Below are 18120 nucleotides of genomic sequence, written 5' to 3'. Positions count from 1 at the left end.
ATCATGAATATTTCACGGTTCTTTATTTTACGTCCAGTCGCAACCACATTATTGATGTTAGCACTGCTGTTGAGTGGCTTCTTGGTTTGGCGGTTGTTGCCTGTCTCTGCTTTGCCACAGGTCGATTATCCAATTATTCAAGTCTATACTTTTCAACCTGGCGCCAATCCCGATACAGTACAACGCACAATCACCGCACCACTCGAACGAGAAATGGGTAAAATTGCTGGTTTAAAGCAAATGTCTTCTAGTAGTTCAGTGGGGGCATCCGTTATTACCTTGCAGTTTGAACTGAGCGCAGAACTTGGTGTCGTTGAACAAGAAGTACAGTCAGCACTCAGTACAGCCAGCAGTAAATTACCCAATGATCTACCAGCACCACCGGTTTACCGTAAAGTAAATCCTGCTGATGTTCCTGTGATTACCCTTGCGATCAGCTCAGAAACTTTACCTTTAACAACAGTCTACGACATGGTGGATACCCGAGTTGCACAAAAGCTTTCTCAGCTTTCAGGTGTCGGGATGGTCAGCCTTGCGGGGGGGCAACGTCCAGCAATACGCGTGCAAATGAATGCTACGGCACTTGCTGCCTATAAAATGAGTGCTGAGGATGTGCGTTCTGCAATTAATTCTGCCAATGCAAATCAACCCAAAGGCAGCTTTGATGGACCATATCGCACCACCATGTTGGATGCCAATGATCAGATTCGCTCGATTGCAGATTATGAAAATCTAATTTTACGTTGGAACAATGGCGCACCGATACGTCTTAGAGATGTGGCAAAAGTCATAGAAGGGAGCGAAGATCGCTATATGGCGGCTTGGGCAGACAGTCAAGCTGCAATCTTGGTCAATGTACAGCGCCAACCGAATGCCAATGTGATTCAAGTTGCAGATCAGATTAAGCAAATATTGCCTGAGCTACAAAAAAATCTGCCTGAAAATGTCAAAATTCGAGTGTTAACCGATCGAACTGAGAGTATTCGTAGCTCCATTGATGATGTGCAAAAAGAATTGGTTTTTGCCGTGTGCTTGGTGGTGATGGTGACTTTTTTATTTTTAAGAAATTTATCCGCTACGATTATTCCTAGTATTGCCGTACCACTGTCGATTATTGGTACTTTTGTCATCATGTATTTTTTAGGATTCTCTGTCAATAACCTGACTTTAATGGCACTCACCATTGCGACAGGCTTTGTAGTCGATGATGCAATTGTGATGTTGGAAAATATTGCACGACATCGTGAGGCAGGAGAAAGCTTATTACAAGCCGCACTTAAAGGATCTAAAGAAATCGGCTTTACCTTAATTTCCCTGACGATTTCACTGATTGCAGTATTAATCCCATTACTGTTTATGGGGGATGTGGTTGGGCGACTGTTCCATGAATTTGCTGTCACTTTAGCAGCAGCAATCGCAATTTCATTGGTGGTGTCGCTTACATTGACGCCAATGATGTGCGCATATTTATTAAAAAATGCCAAACATTCAACTTCTCACAGTCGCTGGAGTCTAGACCGAATTATCCAACAATACGGTAAAGCGTTACAGTGGGTTTTTCGGCATCAAGTAATGACACTTGCGGTGATGTTGAGTACCGTCATTTTAGCGGGTCTGCTGTATTGGATGATTCCCAAAGGCTTTTTCCCTGTACAGGACAGTGGTGTCATACAGGTGGTGACTGAAGCGCCTGATGATATTTCATTCCAAGCGATGAGTGAGCGTCAACAAACACTCGCGGGGCAGATCTTAAAAGATCCTGCTGTGGAAAGTTTGTCTTCATTTATTGGTATAGATGCCAATAATCCAAAACTAAGTAATGGACGTATTTTAATTAATCTAAAGCCGCATGCTGAAAGAGATCCTGTAGATCAAATTATGGCACGACTTAGAGGACAGTTCGCTCAAGTTGAAGGGATTCAAGGCTGGATGCAACCAGTACAAGAGCTGAGTATTGAAGATAAAATTAGTCGTACTCAATATCAACTGAGTATAAGCGCTGCTAAAACGACAGATTTAGCCGAATGGACCCCTATATTTGTTGATGCTTTACGACAACAATCTGAATTTGCACAAGTAACTAGTGAAGAGGGGGGGCAGGGCTTACAAGCATTTATTGATGTCAATCGAGATGCCGCAGCACGTTTGGGTTTAAACATTGAAGATATCAGTTTAGCTTTACAAAATTTATTTGCGCAGCGCCAGATTGCAACTTTATACACGCAATCTAATCAATATCGTATTGTTTTAGAACTTGACCCAACATTCACTCAAGGTATAGATGCTTTAGGGCAAACCTATATTCATAATAAAAGTGGAGAGCCGATATTACTCAGTTCCGTTGCCAATATTGTGCAAAAACGTGTGCCTATTATTCTGCAACAGCAATCACAATTTCCGGCCAATGGGGTATCTTTTAATCTTGCATCAGGGATCGCGCTCGGGGATGCGATCAAAGCGATTGATCGTGTACAACAGCGTCTAAATCTACCAACAGAAGTGAAAGTCAAACTGCAAGGTGCAGCTGCTGCTTATGAGAACTCGCAACAACATACGTTCTGGTTGGTGATTGCAGCAATAGTGACCATGTACATTGTGTTAGGCATTCTGTATGAAAGTTTTATTCACCCGATAACCATTCTTTCTACCTTGCCATCTGCTGCAATTGGTGCCTTGTTGGCATTGTTTATGGTTAATCGGCCGTTGGACATGATTGCCTTGATTGGGATCATTTTATTGATTGGTCTGGTCAAGAAAAATGGCATCATGATGGTGGATTTTGCTTTGGCTGCACAACGTAATGACGGATTGTCACCACAGCAAGCGATTTATCAAGCCGCACTGATGCGTTTTCGCCCAATTTTAATGACCACACTTGCGGCACTGGTTGGGGCAATTCCATTGATGCTTGCGTCGGGTTCAGGGGCTGAATTACGTCAGCCTCTTGGGATCGTCATGGTGGGTGGTTTGATTTTAAGTCAAGTCCTCACGTTATTTACTACACCAGTGGTTTATTTATTTTTTGATCGTCTGCAATATTCATTGCAACATACCAATTCAGATTTATCTGTAGATGATTTACCCACAGATCATGATACGACAAGGAGAGAGTTTTGACTTTTCTCTCGACCTTTATTCACCGACCAGTTGCCAGTATTTTACTGGGAATCGCAATTGTATTATTGGGTATATTGGCCTATTTTCGCTTACCTGTAGCCGCTTTACCACAGGCAGATATTCCAACGATTGTGGTGCGAGCAAGTTTACCTGGTGCAAGTCCTGAAAGTATGTCTGCCACCGTGGCGACGCCATTAGAGCGCGCCATGATGGGCGTTTCAGGGGTAAAAGCGATTAATTCTTCAAGTAATCAAAGCGCAACCCAAGTGGTTTTGCATTTTGATTTAAAGACTGACATCAATGAAGCCGCCAGAGAGGTCCAAGCTGCAATCAATGCTGCGATGTCACAGCTGCCTTCTGGAATGCCAAGCCCTCCTGAATATTTCAAGATCAATCCAAGCCAGAGTCCAATTTTTTATTTGGCACTGAGTTCAGAACATCTTTCTGCGGGCAAACTCTATGAAATTGCCAGTAATCAGCTGCAGCCAAATCTTGCGCAAATTAATGGGGTTGGGGAAGTTGTCATTGACGGGGCATCTATGCCAGCTGTGCGAATTCAACTCAATCCAAATGCCTTGATTTCACAAGGGGTGTCTTTGGAGCAAGTTCGTGAAGCGATTGTAAAAAGTAATACAGTACAAGCCTTAGGGGTAATTGAAACTGAACAGTTACGTTGGCAAGTTGAGCTTCCAAGTCGTTTAAAAAAAGCGGATGATTTTGCCAATTTGATCATACATCAAAATGGTCAGACAGTTGTCCGTTTAAAAGATGTGGCTGAGGTACAGGATTCGGTCGAAAACCGTTATGTAAGTGGTTTTCACAATGGCAAACCAGCGGTTATTATTAAAATCAGCCGTCAACCCAATGCAAATACCGTTGCCACAATTGAAAAGATCAAAGAAAAACTACCAGAGTTAAGCAGATTAATTCCAGCAGATTCACAACTGACCACAGTGATGGATGGATCGGAAATTATTCGGGCGGGCTTAAATGAGGCAAGGGATACTTTATTATTTTCCATGCTTTTGGTGATTATTGTGGTCGCACTGATGTTAGGTCGTCTGCAAAGTGCTCTTGTTCCAAGTATTGCTTTACTGGTGACTTTGATTGGCGCATGCAGCCTGGTTTATCTCGCTGGATTTTCATTGAATAACTTGTCGATTATGGCGGTGATTGTTGCGATTGGGCTCGTGGTTGATGATGCAATTGTGGTTTTAGAAAATATTGAACGTCATATAGAACAGGGTGAACAGCCTATACAGGCTGCCTTAAATGGTATTCGAGAAGTCGGTCTGACCTTGCTGGCAATGAATTTGGCTTTGGTGGTGATCTTTATTTCCGTGCTATTTATGGGAGGTGTAATCGAACGATTGTTTAGAGAGTTTTCTTTAACACTGATTTTTATTATTATTTTATCTGTATTTGTCTCCCTAGTCCTTACGCCAAGCTTATCTGCACGCTGTTTAAAACCATTAGAGCGTTATCAACATCAGGTTTTGTATCGCTATAGCCATCGCTTGATGCAGGGTTTGAGTCAGCTCTATTTGCATTCACTGAAATGGATGATCAAACACGGTTATTTGGTCATTTTGCTATGGGGCGGTGCAATTGCTGCTTCTGTATATGTCTATCAAACATTACCCAAACGGGTATTACCTGAGCAAGATACCGGACGGGTTGAAGCTTTTATTCGAGGGGATGATGGCTTCTCCTTTCAAATTATGCAACCCAAAATCGCCACCTTTAGTGAAAGTGTATTAAAGGATCCCGCAGTCAAAGATGTGATTGGTACGTCTGGTGGTGCTGGCGGAATCACCAATTCTTTTTTAATGGTGAGTTTAAAACCCAAAGCAGAGCGAGATGGCAAATCTTCACATGAAATTGTAGATAGAATTAAAAAAAATGCCCCATGGCTGGCAGGTGCGATTTTTTCTGCACAAGTCAAACAGGAACTAGAATTGGATGATCCATTTTCAAGTGGAAGTGGGCAAGATTATTTGTTGTTACTGCAATCTGATGATGTTGCGTTATTACGTCAGTGGACGCCTAAAGTTGCTCAGGCAATGCAGAAGCTTCCAGAGTTAGAAGAAGTTGAAACCATGGGTGATGAAGGGGCTCAGCATGTGACTTTAGACATTGACCGTGAAGCAGCACGTCGTTTGGGTGTGGACATAGAAAATATTTCAAGTGTACTCAATAACTCATTTTCGCAGCGCCAAATTTCGACTATTTATGATCAAACCCAACAGTTTTATGTGGTGATGGAAGTCGATAAACACTTTACTGAACATCCTGAAGCGCTGGCAAATGTACGCATTCCAAACCAACAAGGGATTGCTGTACCACTCAGTAATTTTGCCACATGGTCTTATGGTATTACCAATGATCGGGTTTATCGACGCAACCAATATGCCGCAATGGGGATTGGTTATGTGGTTAAACAAGGCTATAGCTATGAACAAGCGGATGCGGCTATTCGTAGTGTTTTACCCGAAGTGATGTTACCCAATGAAATTTTTATCATGACAGATAAAGATGTCGAGGCAGAAAGTTTGCAGGCTGGTTTATCGACGCCGTTACTTGTCTGTGTGGTGATCTTACTTATTTATATCGTTCTTGGGGTTACCTATGAAAGTCTGGTTCATCCATTGACGATTTTATCGACAGTACCCGCAGTGGCTTTGGGGGCTTTGTTGACCTTATGGTTATTTAATTTCCAATTCACCTTAATTGCACTTTTGGGCATGTTTTTATTGATCGGAATTGTTGTAAAAAATGCCATTCTTTTAATTGATTTTACTTTATTAGAAAGAAGAGCAGGCAAGACTGCATATCAGGCTATTTTGTCTGCCGCAGCTCTCCGTTTTCGTCCAATTCTGATGACCAATACCGCAGCGTTGCTGGGTGCAATTCCACTGGCACTTAGCTGGGGAGAAGGGGCAGAGCTACGTCAGCCTTTGGGTGTTGTCATTGTGGGTGGTTTAGCCTTGGGTCAATTATTGACGTTGTATACAACGCCTGTCTTGTATTTGGTGTTGGAAAAATGTGCTGAATCTTGTTTGAGATTGAAAAATAAATATGCACTTCATTGAGGTAAATAGGAAAATATAATGCAGAGTTTAATCGTTAAAAATGTCATGTGCCTTAGTGTGTTCTTGATATTGACTGCATGCAATTCTACTGTTGTGTTGCATCCGCCTGAATATAAAGTGCCAGTCCTTCAAACGGATGATCATTATAAATATGCTGTTTTAAATTGGAAAAAAACCGCAAGCTTAGAAGTCAATGCCAACACTTGGTGGGAAATTTTTCAAGATCCTATTCTTAGTCAATTGATGCAACAATTGAATCAAGAAAATTTGAGTCTGAAACAAGCAGAAGCACGATATCAACAAGCCAATGCCTTACTTGAGCAGCAACGCGCTAACCGTTTGCCAAGTTTAAAGTTAAATGGTTCTGCACAACGTAGTGGAACAAAGGACAGTACGCCAAATAACCAATTTACAACGGGTGTTCAGGTCAGTTGGATTCCTGATTTATGGGGCAGGGTCGCCAAAGCAGTTGAAGGGCAACAGGCAAATTTAGAGGCTTCACAGGCTGACTTAGCAGCAGTTAAACTCAATCAACAATTATTGGGCACAGAAAGCTATTGGAATATCCGAGTACTGGATGCGCAGTTGGATGTTTTACGACAAACCCAACACAGTTATCAGCGTTCCGTCAAAATTTTAAATAACCAATATATTGCAGGGATGATCGCGAGAGCGGATGTGATACAGGCTGAAACACAACTCAAGCAAGTGCAAATCCAGCAGATAGAAACCCAGCGAGAACGTGATTTACAAGAAAATATTTTAGCTGTGGTACAAGGTAAAACGGTTGCTCAATTTCAATTGGTCAAACAGAAACAGCACTTTCAAGTTCCAACATTACCAACTCAGCTACCAAGTCGGATGCTTATCCAGCGCCCTGATGTAATCCGTGCTGAACGTGAATTGGCTGCAACACATGCCCAATTGGGTTTGGCTCAAACAGCATGGTTACCCGATCTCAGTATTGGCTTAACGGGTGAAGTAAATAGTCGCGTGTTGAGTCAATTGTTTCAAGCACCACAGTATTTGTGGTCGACTGGATTACAAACAACGGCATTGATATTTGACGGTGGAAAACGTAAGGCTGAGATTGCACAAGCACAAGCGAGTTATGCTGAAAAAGCAGCAGCGTATAGACAGGCTGTTTTAACGGGTTGGAAAGAGGTGGAAGACGCGCTTTTACAGTCATCCAGTTTTAAACAACAACAATCTGAACAAGCTCAACTATTTAAACTTGCTTTAGAAAATGAACAAGTTGTAACTCGACGCTTTAATGCTGGCTTAGTCAGTTACTTAGAAGTGGTCACTGCACAGAATTTAACCTTACAGGCTGAACAGGCAACTTTACAGCTCAAGCAGTTGCAGTTAAAAAATACAGCCCAACTGATTGCAGCCTTAGGTGGAAATATCAGTTGAAGGCCCTATGTAAAACTTAAGTGAGTTGGCTTAAATCTTTGAATAGCGTATTTAAACATTACTGATTTAAAAGCTTACACTTTAAAAAGCTTACATGCGTTTTTAAGTGTGTAAGCTAAGCTGTCTAAACTCTTGTTATTGAAAACTTTGTGTGTTTAAAAACTGTCTTTGATTGATCAAGCTTAATGTCGTTTTTAATCATCATTTAAAACAAATAGCACCATTTTAGATATATAGTAGGTTCTAAAATTTGGTATGCACTATGAAAGCGCAAGTTAATACTTGTGATTTGTCGGACAATTTTATTGTTAAAGTGTTATTTGTGTCACGTTTATGTGTATAATCAGCGAAATTTATACCTTGATTTGATTTTGAAATGGTAAAGCTTGTAACTTTTTTCGTGTTTAGTAGTGTGATATTTCTAGGCTATTTTTCTTATGTCGATTCGCAACAAAAAAAACAACAAGAAATGCAAGATATTATCAAAGATGCGAATTTAACCATTCGGAAAATTGAGTCTAATCCTAATAATCACAATCATCTCAAAGTAAGTAATACGGTGATTTGATTTAGGCACTGTATATCCTTAAAGCATTAAACTTCTGAGTTCACATGAATTGGATGACTAAAAGCGTCAGATTGATAAAATTATTTAAACTGTATGTTATAATTTGTAATATGTAATCGATAACGACCGTTAAACCTTCTAGAAAATGAAAGCTGCTAATCTGCAGCTTTTTTAATTCAAGTTTTTTATCGGAAATGTCATTTTGGTATGTTTATTGAATGCTGAATTATGGCCTTAATTGACGGCATTTAGCATTTTTTTAAATGAACTCGATTTTATCAACGAATAGCTCAAACTTAACAGGGGCTCAACAATGACGAATCCAAATCCTTCAGCGGGTTTGCTTGAACGCTTATTTAAACTGAGCGAAAACAAAACAACGTTTAGAACCGAAATACTGGCAGGTTTAACGACATTTTTAACAATGTGCTACATCATCATTGTTAACCCATTGATTCTTTCAGAAACAGGTATGGATCATGGCGCCGTATTTGTGGCAACGTGTTTAGCCGCTGCGATTGGTTGTTTGGTCATGGGGGTTGTTGCAAACTATCCGATTGCACTTGCACCAGGTATGGGGCTGAATGCTTATTTTACCTATTCCGTTTGTTTAGGCATGGGCGTTGAATGGCAAACCGCTTTGGCTGCTGTATTTGTTTCCGGACTTGTCTTCATCGCAATTAGCATGTTTAAAATCCGTGAAGCCATTGTCAATGCGATTCCAATGTCATTGAAATTTGCAATCGGTGGTGGTATTGGATTATTCCTTGCACTGGTTGCATTGAAAAACTCAGGCATTATTGTTGCAAATCAAGCAACTTTGGTGGGTTTGGGTGATTTAAAACAACCTACAGTCTTACTGACTTTATTGGGTTTTTTCCTGATCGTGATTATGCACCACTATAAAATTCGTGGCGCAATTATTATCAGTATTTTAGCAATCACTGGTATTGCAACAGCTTTAGGTTTAAATGAATTTAAAGGGGTTGTTGGTTCGATTCCTTCTATTGCACCGACATTCATGCAAATGAATTTTGAAAACTTATTTACGGTAAGTTTAGTCGGCGTGATTTTCGTATTTTTCTTGGTTGATTTATTTGACTCAACCGGAACATTGGTCGGGGTTTCACATCGTGCTGGTTTATTGAAAGATGGTAAATTACCACGTTTGAAAAAAGCGCTATTTGCCGATTCAACTGCAATTGTTGCCGGTGCTGCTTTAGGTACATCATCAACAACGCCTTATATTGAGTCATCTGCGGGTGTTGCTGCAGGCGGTCGTACAGGTTTAACTGCAGTTGTTGTCGGTATTTTATTTTTAGCGTGTTTATTTTTAGCACCACTGGCTCAATCTGTTCCTGGATTTGCGACTGCTCCAGCATTATTATTTGTTGGTGTGTTGATGATTCAAGGTATCATCAATATTGAATGGGATGATATTACCGAAGCAGTTCCAGCATTTTTAACCATTGTATTTATGCCATTTGCTTATTCTATTGCAGACGGTATTGCAATGGGCTTTATCAGCTATGCATTGGTTAAATTATTTACAGGTAAAGCGAAAACAGTTCCATATATGGTTTGGATCATTGCTGTACTCTGGGTGATTAAATTCGTTGCATTTGGTGGTTAATAAATTTAAATAAGGAAAGGGTGTAAACTCAAGTTTGCACCCTTTTTTGTTTTAATCAGATTGAAATGAATCCAAGCGATTTGGATGATTGAAATTTAATTTAATAAGTTTGAGGAAAAACGTGAATAGATTAGAACTTATTCGTGCCTTACCTAAGGCAGAACTCCATGTACATATCGAAGGCACGTTTGAGCCTGAGTTGATGTTTGCAATAGCTCAGCGTAATCAAATTGATATCCCGTATAAATCTGTAGAAGAAGTCAAACAAGCATATAACTTTCATAATCTACAGTCTTTCCTTGATATTTATTATGCAGGTGCAAATGTACTGGTCAATGAACAAGACTTTTATGATTTAGCTTGGGCATATTTTGAAAAATGTGCAGAAGATAAAGTTGTACATACTGAAATGTTCTTTGATCCACAAACACATACTGACCGAGGAGTTGCCTTTGAAACGGTGATCAATGGTCTACAACGTGCATGTGATGATGCTCAAACAAAGTTGGCTATAAGCTCTCATTTGATCATGTGCTTCCTGCGTCACTTAAGTGAAGAAGCAGCATTTGAAACGTTAAAGCAAGCTTTGCCGTATAAAGATCAAATTATTGCTGTAGGTTTAGATTCAAGCGAAGTTGGGCATCCACCAGCTAAGTTTGAACGGGTTTTTGCTCAAGCACGCAAAGAAGGTTTCTTGGTGGTTGCGCATGCGGGAGAAGAAGGGCCTGCTGAATATGTTTGGGAAGCTTTAGATTTATTAAAAGTAAACCGTATTGACCACGGTGTACGTTCAGAAGAAGACCCAGCACTGATGCAACGTTTAATTGCAGAAAAGATGCCTTTGACTGTTTGCCCACTGAGCAATTTAAAATTGTGTGTGGTGGATGATATGGCACAACATAATATTCATCGTTTATTGCAAAAAGGTGTGCATGTGACTGTCAATTCAGATGACCCATCTTATTTTGGTGGCTATATGAATGATAATTTTATTTCGATTGCTGAAGCGCTAGATCTATCAAATACAGAGTTAAAGCAATTGGCAAAAAATTCATTTGAAGCGTCATTTATTTCAAATGAAGAAAAGCAAAAATGGAACAATCAAATTGATCAATTGGCTTAAATCAAGCTATATTCTTTAAGCATATAAAAGCAGTGTGTGAACACTGCTTTTTTTTCATGAGGGAAATAGAATGAAATTTTTAACAACAAGTTTAACCTTATTCATTATTTTACCTGTGACTGTTGCATGTGCAGACTCAAGCACAGAAACGATTACGCAGAAAATGCTAAAGCCTTTAATCGAACAGCAGTGTGCCAGTGAGTTAAAAGCGTCAAAGATTTGGCAAGCATCCTCATTTTTATGGACAGCTGCACAACAGCAACATGCACAGCAAAAAATCTGTGGCTGTGTCAGTGAGAATGCTTTGAACGATGTACCAGCTAAACAGCTGGTTATGGCAACTTTTAATGAAGCTGCAAAAAATAAGCTGATTCAACAAGCAGTGATGAATAGTTTAAAAGGTTGTGCAAAAGAAGCATTAAAGTAAAGATCTAGAATTTAAAGCGCCATAAATTTAAACCACAATAAAAATATAAAAAAAGCACACCGTTTTGATGTGCTTTTAATAAGATTTTTTAATCTGTATATGACTAACCTTGTCGTGTCATACTTTTCAATACATTGTCTTTATCAATAAAATGATGTTTGAGCGCAGCGAGAACATGTCCAACAAGAAGTAGGCCAGCAGCCCATGAAATATAAATATGTAAAGGTTTAACAATCGCTGTTAAATCGGGGTTATCTTGTACAAGTCTTGGAATCTCAAATAAGTACAATACAGGCACGGGATGGCCAGCACTCCAGCTAAACAAACATCCTGTGATTGGCAATGCCAATAGCATGAAATATAAACCCAAATGACCTAAATGAGCCAAAGTTTTCATCAATGGTGACATGGTTTCAGGTAGTTCAGGCGCAGGGTGGGTGTAACGCCAAAAGATACGGATAATGACCAAAAAGATAATCACCGATGCAATATTCTTATGTAGGGTAATGACATCGCCTTTAAACGGTCCATCGACATCATAGCTTAAAAAATTGCCACTATAAAAACCAATGACCCAAGCGGTAATAAAGATGATTGCCATAATCCAATGCAACCATTGTGCTGTCCTTGTATAGTATTGTGATTTTTGTTGCATGACACAGATTCCAATTTAATTTAGTGCTTATAATATGGATTTTATTAAAAGAAATCAGTTCTAAAAACTCAACGTATTGTTTTAAATTTGCAACGCTTAAAGCAATAATTGTGAAATATTTATCCATTTAGCGTCTAATGAGGTGATTATTCAAATTTTTAGTTTAATCCAAGTGTTAGTTTAGGCAAAATAGCCTAGCTTTATCTCATAAAAAGGAAAAAATTGTGAAAAAACGTGTTGTCTTTCTTGCTTCAATCGCTTTAGCTCTATCGGCTTGCGCGACCAATGACCCAACAGGTGCTGCAGCAGCGTCAACAACTCAGCAGTTAGGTGGTGCTGCGCTTAAAATCGCGATAAATGCGAAATGTACAACTGAACTGAATAATTTACCTGCTTGGAAGACTGCAACAAAAGTCATGACTGCAGACCAGAAAAACAATGTACAAAGTGAAATTTGTGGTTGTGTCAGTGAAAAGGCACCCCAAAGTGTTAGCACTGTAGATTTAGCAACAGCTGCTTTAGATCCTCAAGCGCGTGCTACGATTGTTTCAAATGTGGTGACAAAAACAATTAATGCATGTGTCGCCGAAGCGATGAGATAATTGCATTAAAGCATCAAAGACATATGAATTTATTGATACAGTTTTTTGTATATTGATAAATTCATGGTCTTAGGACTGATGCTCTTTTCTTTAAATGGCGTCTTTCACGCTAAGCAAAATATTCTAAATTTTGATCACTCGATTGAAGTTATGTAGAAAGAAAAGGGCTTTCGATCTGTCATCATCTCAAGATGATGATCTATGAACTCAGATAAAACCTGTTGAGCTTCTTTTAGGATAGGAAAGAAAATGTTAGTTGCTGGTGTAGATGAAGCAGGACGAGGTCCATTGGTTGGCTCTGTGGTTGCAGCTGCAGTTATTTTAGATCCAAACAACCCAATTCAAGGGTTAAATGATTCTAAAAAATTAACTGAAAAAAAACGTGAAAAGTTATTCATTGAGATTCAGGAAAAAGCGATTGCTTGGGCAATTGCTGAAGCAACACATCAAGAAATTGATGAGCTGAATATCTTGCAAGCTTCATTATTGGCGATGCGACGTGCTATAGAGGCACTTAAAACGCGACCAGAACATGTGCTTGTAGATGGCAATAAAGTTCCTAAAGGCTTAAGTATGAGCTGTGATGCGGTCGTAGGCGGGGATGCTTTACATGCTGAGATCAGTGCGGCAAGTATTTTAGCCAAAGTAACGCGTGATCATGAAATGGTTGAGTTAGACAAGTTGTATCCGCAATTTGGTTTTGCTAAACATAAAGGTTATCCAACCAAAGCACACTTTGACGCCATCGCTGAACATGGGGTGATTGATCAACATCGCCGTAGCTATTCGCCAGTCAAAAAAGCACTGGGTCTTGAATAAAACGGATGATGTTTTTTACTGATCAATAAAAATTTAAAGCGGCTTAAAAGCCGCTTTAGTTTCCAAAACCACTATAATCTTAACGATTATAGGTGTTTTGCGAATTATCATCTTCAAAAGAAGGTTGATAATCTTGATCAATATGTTGCAAATGCTCGTGCATAGCACGCTCATGTTGAATACGTTGATAAATTTCTTCGCGATGTACAGAAACTTCTTTTGGGGCATTTACACCAATACGAACTTGGTTGCCTTTAACACCAAGCACAGTAACACTGACTTGATCCCCAATCATCAAAGTTTCTCCGACACGGCGGGTCAGAATCAGCATGTTTATCTCCTTGCTTAAACGCTAAACCTGCGATGAATTTCTAAAAACTAGAAAACACAACTTTAAATAGCACCGATAATTTTAACAGAATAATGTGACAAATTTTTCATTTTCACATTGCTCTATTGAAATTTCTCTAAAACCTCAAAAACTAATATAACAGAGCCACTATAGAAAACACTATAGTGGCTCTGATTTTTTCTTGGTCAAAACAGCGAATAAGTTGCTATATTTGATCAAAAATTATGCACGCGCACTCGATTCGCCATGTTCACGGTCTAAACCGAAGGCTGTATGGAGTGAACGAACTGCAAGTTCTAAGTAATTTTCTTCAATAATCACGGAAATTTTGATTTCAGAAGTCGAGATCATCAAGATATTGATCCCTTCATCTGCAAGTGCAGTAAACATTTTACTTGCAACACCTGCATGAGAACGCATGCCAACGCCAACAATCGACACTTTAACAATGTCATCACGCGTAGCAACTTCACGCGCACCAATCGCTGTAGCCGTTTCTTCTAGGATTGCTTTGGCTTTTTTAAGTTCACCACGATTCACGGTAAAAGTGAAGTCAGTTGTGCCATCTTCTTCAACGTTTTGGATGATCATATCCACTTCAACGTTTGCAGCACCAATAGGCGATAAGATTTTAGACGCAATACCTGGTTCATCAGGTACACCTAAAATTGTTAATTTAGCTTCGTCACGGTTAAATGCGATACCAGAAATAATTGGCTGTTCCATATTGTCTTCCGCTTCAGTAGTGATTAGTGTTCCGACATTGTTTTTGAAATCTTCGTCGAATGCGCCATCATTGTCATTATCAAAACTTGATAATACGCGTAAAGGCACTTGGTATTTTCCTGCAAATTCAACAGAACGAATTTGCAATACTTTAGAACCGAGAGATGCCATTTCAAGCATTTCTTCAAATGAAATACGATCAACTTTTTTCGCTTTAGGTGCAACACGAGGATCAGTGGTATAAACCCCATCCACATCTGTGTAAATCTGACATTCATCTGCTTTTAATGCCGCAGCAAGTGCAACACCAGAGGTATCAGAACCGCCACGGCCTAAAGTTGTTGTATTGCCATCAATGTCGAAACCTTGGAAGCCTGCAACAACAATGACACGACCTGCATCCAAATGATTTGTCATCACATCTGTATCAATAGATTCGATACGGGCTTTGGTAAACGCGCTGTCAGTTTTGATACCAACTTGGCGACCTGTGAGTGACTTAGCTTCAACACCAATTGAATTGAGCGCCATTGCTAACATTGAAATCGTTACCTGTTCACCCGTAGACACCATTTGGTCTAGTTCACGAGGATCAGGGGTTTCGGTAATGGCTTTCGCTAAAGCCAATAAGCGGTTTGTTTCACCACTCATTGCGGATACAACCACTACAACCTTGTGGCCGTGGTCATGCCAACGCTTTACACGACGAGCAACATTTAAAATGCGCTCGGGAGTACCCATAGAAGTACCGCCATATTTTTGAACGATTAATGCCATAGTTGTTCCATATAAGCCATGACCCTAATCGGCATTAGGGTCAGTTACACAAAAGGTGAAGTATTATTTTTGAGCAAGCCAAGCAGTTAAATCTGCCATCACTTGTTCAAACTTCTCGTTTAGTGGCGCGCCACCTTGTGCTAAGTCAGGTTTACCACCACCTTTACCACCAAGCTCAGTTGCTAAGTGTTTGATGATGTCACCCGCTTTTAGATTTGCAGTGAAATCTTTAGCTACAGATGCGATAAGACTAACTTTGTCACCTTCTACAGCCGCAAGCACAATCACTGCATTATCTAATTTTGATTTGACACTGTCATGAAGATGACGAACAGACTTCGCATCTTGTCCTTGAACTGTGGCAATAAGTGTTTGGCGACCCGCAATTTCCGTCACTTGACTGATTAAATCAGAGGCTTGGAAATTCGCCAATTTTTGATTCAATTGCTCAATTTGTTTTTGCAATTGATGTGCTGTTTCTAGCGTTGATTGAACTTTTTCAACAGTTTGATCTTTCTGTGCTTTTAATAAATCGTTGATATGCAAAATGTCTGCATCAAATTTTTGAACGATTTCAAGCGCTTTGGTACCCGTAACAGCTTCAATACGACGAACACCTGCTGCAACACCACTTTCAGAGGTGATTTTAAACAGACCAATATCGCCAGTACGTTTTACATGGATACCACCACAAAGTTCGATAGAGAAATTTTTCTCATCTTGGATTGAACCCATAGAAAGTACACGAACTTCATCACCATATTTTTCACCGAACAACATCATTGCGCCTTTTTCTTTTGCAGCATCAATGTCTAAAAGTTCAGTAGAAACGGCGGTGTTTGCAATTACTTCGCGGTTTACAATACGTTCAACCTGTTGAATTTGTTCAAATGTCACCGGTTGGTCATTGGCAAAGTCAAAACGTAAAATGTCAGAAGCGACCAAAGAACCTTTTTGTTGTACGTGCTCGCCCAATACTTGACGTAGAGCAGCATGTAAAAGGTGAGTTGCAGAGTGGTTGCGTGCAGTTGCTTCACGAAGATCTGCTTTTACAATTGCTTCAACATTTTGAGTCGCTTTTAGGCTTCCCATTGTCACGATACCTTGGTGAACAAACGCGCCACCAGATTTTTTAGTATCTTGGACTTCAAAAATACCAGTATCGTTTTTGAACAGACCTGTATCACCAATCTGACCACCACTTTCTGCATAGAACGGTGTTTGGTTCAATACGATTAGTGCTTCATCGCCTTCAACGACTTCATCAACTTGTACGCTATCTTTATAGATCGCAATTATTTGACCTTGACCTTGAGTTGCTTCATAGCCATCAAATTGAGTTTCGCTATCTACTTTCACAATGCTGTTATAGTCAACAGCAAACTTGCCTGCATCGCGTGCACGTTGACGTTGTGCTGCCATTTCAACTTCAAAACCAGCTTCGTCAATTTCCAGTTCGCGTTCACGTGCGATATCTGCGGTTAAATCAGCAGGGAAGCCATAAGTGTCGTAAAGTTTAAAGACGGTTTCGCCTGGAATGGTTTTACCTTTGAGGTTGGCTAATTCACCTTCAAGCAGTTTTAAACCTTGTTCAAGCGTTTTGGCAAACAATTCTTCTTCACGAATCAAAGCTGCTTCAATCACATTACGACGTTGTTCAAGCTCAGGATAAGCAGTGCCCATAGCATCGATTAATGGTTGCAACATCTTGTAGAAGAATGTACCCGTTGCGCCCATTTTATTACCATGACGTACTGCGCGACGAATAATACGACGCAATACATAACCACGACCTTCATTTGAAGGGTTAACGCCATCTGCGATCAGGAAGCAGCATGAGCGTGCATGGTCTGCGACCACTTTAAGTGAAGCAGGGTATTCAATAGGTTTATTGTTTGCTTGTGCGGTTGCAACCGCTTCAGATGTATCAACACCAATAATTTCAGCAGCAGACTTTAATAGGTCTTGGAACAGGTCAATTTCATAGTTTGAATTGACATGTTGTAAAACAGCAGAAATACGTTCCAAGCCCATGCCTGTATCTACAGATGGTGCAGGAAGATTATGCAGTACGCCATCAGCAGTACGGTTAAACTGCATGAAAACGTTGTTCCAGATTTCAATAAAACGGTCGCCATCTTCTTCTGGTGTACCCGGTAAGCCACCCCAAATATGATCGCCATGGTCAAAGAAAATTTCAGAACAAGGACCACATGGGCCAGTATCACCCATTGCCCAGAAGTTATCAGAAGCGTATTTTTCGCCTTTATTGTCACCAATACGGATAATACGATCTGCAGCTAAGCCAATTTCTTTGTTCCAAATGTCAAACGCTTCATCATCTGTATGATAAACAGTGGCATATAATTTATCTTTAGGTAGTGCTAACCATTCTTCACCAGTAAGGAAATCCCAAGCAAAACGAATCGCGTCACGCTTAAAATAATCACCAAAAGAGAAGTTACCTAACATTTCAAAGAATGTATGGTGACGTGCTGTATAACCGACATTATCTAAGTCGTTGTGCTTACCGCCTGCACGGACACATTTTTGCGACGTCGTTGCACGAACATAGTCACGTTTTTCTAATCCAAGGAAACAGTCTTTAAACTGGTTCATCCCTGCGTTGGTAAAAAGCAGAGTAGGGTCATTGGCAGGTACAAGTGAACTTGACGCGACACGTATATGTCCTTGCGATTCAAAGTAGCGCAAAAATGCTTCACGTATTTCAGCAGTTGTCATAAAACGAGTACTCACAACCAAGTCACTCCTTAATTTTCGTATTGGCTAAAAGTGTGTTGCTGAGTCTGATT

Annotated in this window: 12 protein-coding genes; 8 read left to right on the top strand and 4 right to left on the bottom strand. The window is 40.0% G+C overall.

Features of this window, described 5'->3' with window-relative positions; genetic code table 11:
* Nucleotides 1-3 precede the first annotated feature (3 nt).
* From FHR28_RS11640 to FHR28_RS11610, 6 genes are all read left to right on the top strand, one after another.
* Nucleotides 4-3117: a multidrug efflux RND transporter permease subunit gene (locus FHR28_RS11640; RefSeq protein WP_166782630.1), complete on the top strand. Its 3114-nt coding sequence runs from the start codon at nucleotides 4-6 to the stop codon at nucleotides 3115-3117.
* A complete protein-coding gene (locus FHR28_RS11635) occupies nucleotides 3114-6209 on the top strand; it encodes an efflux RND transporter permease subunit (RefSeq protein WP_166782629.1) in 3096 nt (1031 codons plus the stop codon). Before FHR28_RS11640 ends, FHR28_RS11635 begins: the two co-directional genes overlap by 4 nt.
* Before the next feature lie 18 nt (nucleotides 6210-6227).
* A complete protein-coding gene (locus tag FHR28_RS11630) occupies nucleotides 6228-7625 on the top strand; it encodes an efflux transporter outer membrane subunit (protein ID WP_166782628.1) in 1398 nt (465 codons plus the stop codon).
* A gap of 881 nt (nucleotides 7626-8506) precedes the next feature.
* Nucleotides 8507-9826: an NCS2 family permease gene (locus FHR28_RS11620; RefSeq protein WP_004721188.1), complete on the top strand. Its 1320-nt coding sequence runs from the start codon at nucleotides 8507-8509 to the stop codon at nucleotides 9824-9826.
* A 121-nt stretch (nucleotides 9827-9947) separates the two neighbouring features.
* On the top strand, nucleotides 9948-10949 hold the full coding sequence (locus FHR28_RS11615) for an adenosine deaminase (RefSeq protein WP_151957886.1): 1002 nt from the start codon (nucleotides 9948-9950) through the stop codon (nucleotides 10947-10949).
* Between the two features lie 70 nt (nucleotides 10950-11019).
* Nucleotides 11020-11376, top strand: coding sequence for a hypothetical protein (locus tag FHR28_RS11610; RefSeq protein WP_151957887.1), 357 nt, complete (start codon nucleotides 11020-11022; stop codon nucleotides 11374-11376).
* Between the two features lie 103 nt (nucleotides 11377-11479).
* Here the strand turns inward: FHR28_RS11610 and FHR28_RS11605 are convergent, their stop codons facing one another.
* Nucleotides 11480-12031, bottom strand: coding sequence for a cytochrome b (locus FHR28_RS11605; protein ID WP_004721181.1), 552 nt, complete (start codon nucleotides 12029-12031; stop codon nucleotides 11480-11482).
* Between the two features lie 224 nt (nucleotides 12032-12255).
* Between FHR28_RS11605 and FHR28_RS11600 the strand changes: the two genes are divergently transcribed.
* Nucleotides 12256-12633, top strand: coding sequence for a hypothetical protein (locus FHR28_RS11600; RefSeq protein WP_166782626.1), 378 nt, complete (start codon nucleotides 12256-12258; stop codon nucleotides 12631-12633).
* A 249-nt stretch (nucleotides 12634-12882) separates the two neighbouring features.
* Nucleotides 12883-13452: a ribonuclease HII gene (gene rnhB / locus FHR28_RS11595; protein ID WP_166782625.1), complete on the top strand. Its 570-nt coding sequence runs from the start codon at nucleotides 12883-12885 to the stop codon at nucleotides 13450-13452.
* 79 nt (nucleotides 13453-13531) lie between these two features.
* Here the strand turns inward: rnhB and csrA are convergent, their stop codons facing one another.
* From csrA to alaS, 3 genes are all read right to left on the bottom strand, one after another.
* Nucleotides 13532-13783, bottom strand: a complete 252-nt coding sequence (gene csrA, locus FHR28_RS11590; RefSeq protein WP_004721174.1) for a carbon storage regulator CsrA — start codon at nucleotides 13781-13783, stop codon at nucleotides 13532-13534.
* A gap of 243 nt (nucleotides 13784-14026) precedes the next feature.
* Nucleotides 14027-15307: an aspartate kinase gene (locus FHR28_RS11585; protein ID WP_004721171.1), complete on the bottom strand. Its 1281-nt coding sequence runs from the start codon at nucleotides 15305-15307 to the stop codon at nucleotides 14027-14029.
* A gap of 63 nt (nucleotides 15308-15370) precedes the next feature.
* Nucleotides 15371-18064 carry an alanine--tRNA ligase gene (alaS, locus tag FHR28_RS11580; RefSeq protein WP_259189940.1) on the bottom strand — a complete coding sequence of 898 codons (2694 nt, stop codon included), beginning with the start codon at nucleotides 18062-18064 and terminating at the stop codon, nucleotides 15371-15373.
* Nucleotides 18065-18120: the final 56 nt, after the last annotated feature.

It is taken from the genome of Acinetobacter sp. BIGb0196, assembly GCF_011759595.1.
Classification (GTDB): domain Bacteria; phylum Pseudomonadota; class Gammaproteobacteria; order Pseudomonadales; family Moraxellaceae; genus Acinetobacter; species Acinetobacter guillouiae.
Note: the sequence above shows the minus strand (reverse complement) of the source record. Positions and strands in the feature narration are given on the sequence as shown.

Coding starts and splice junctions, on each gene's coding strand:
- FHR28_RS11605 (WP_004721181.1), bottom strand. CDS start 12,031: ATGCAACAAAAATCACAATACTATACAAGGACAGCACAATGGTTGCAT.
- csrA (WP_004721174.1), bottom strand. CDS start 13,783: ATGCTGATTCTGACCCGCCGTGTCGGAGAAACTTTGATGATTGGGGAT.
- FHR28_RS11640 (WP_166782630.1), top strand. CDS start 4: ATGAATATTTCACGGTTCTTTATTTTACGTCCAGTCGCAACCACATTA.
- FHR28_RS11630 (WP_166782628.1), top strand. CDS start 6,228: ATGCAGAGTTTAATCGTTAAAAATGTCATGTGCCTTAGTGTGTTCTTG.
- rnhB (WP_166782625.1), top strand. CDS start 12,883: ATGTTAGTTGCTGGTGTAGATGAAGCAGGACGAGGTCCATTGGTTGGC.
- FHR28_RS11585 (WP_004721171.1), bottom strand. CDS start 15,307: ATGGCATTAATCGTTCAAAAATATGGCGGTACTTCTATGGGTACTCCC.
- FHR28_RS11620 (WP_004721188.1), top strand. CDS start 8,507: ATGACGAATCCAAATCCTTCAGCGGGTTTGCTTGAACGCTTATTTAAA.
- FHR28_RS11610 (WP_151957887.1), top strand. CDS start 11,020: ATGAAATTTTTAACAACAAGTTTAACCTTATTCATTATTTTACCTGTG.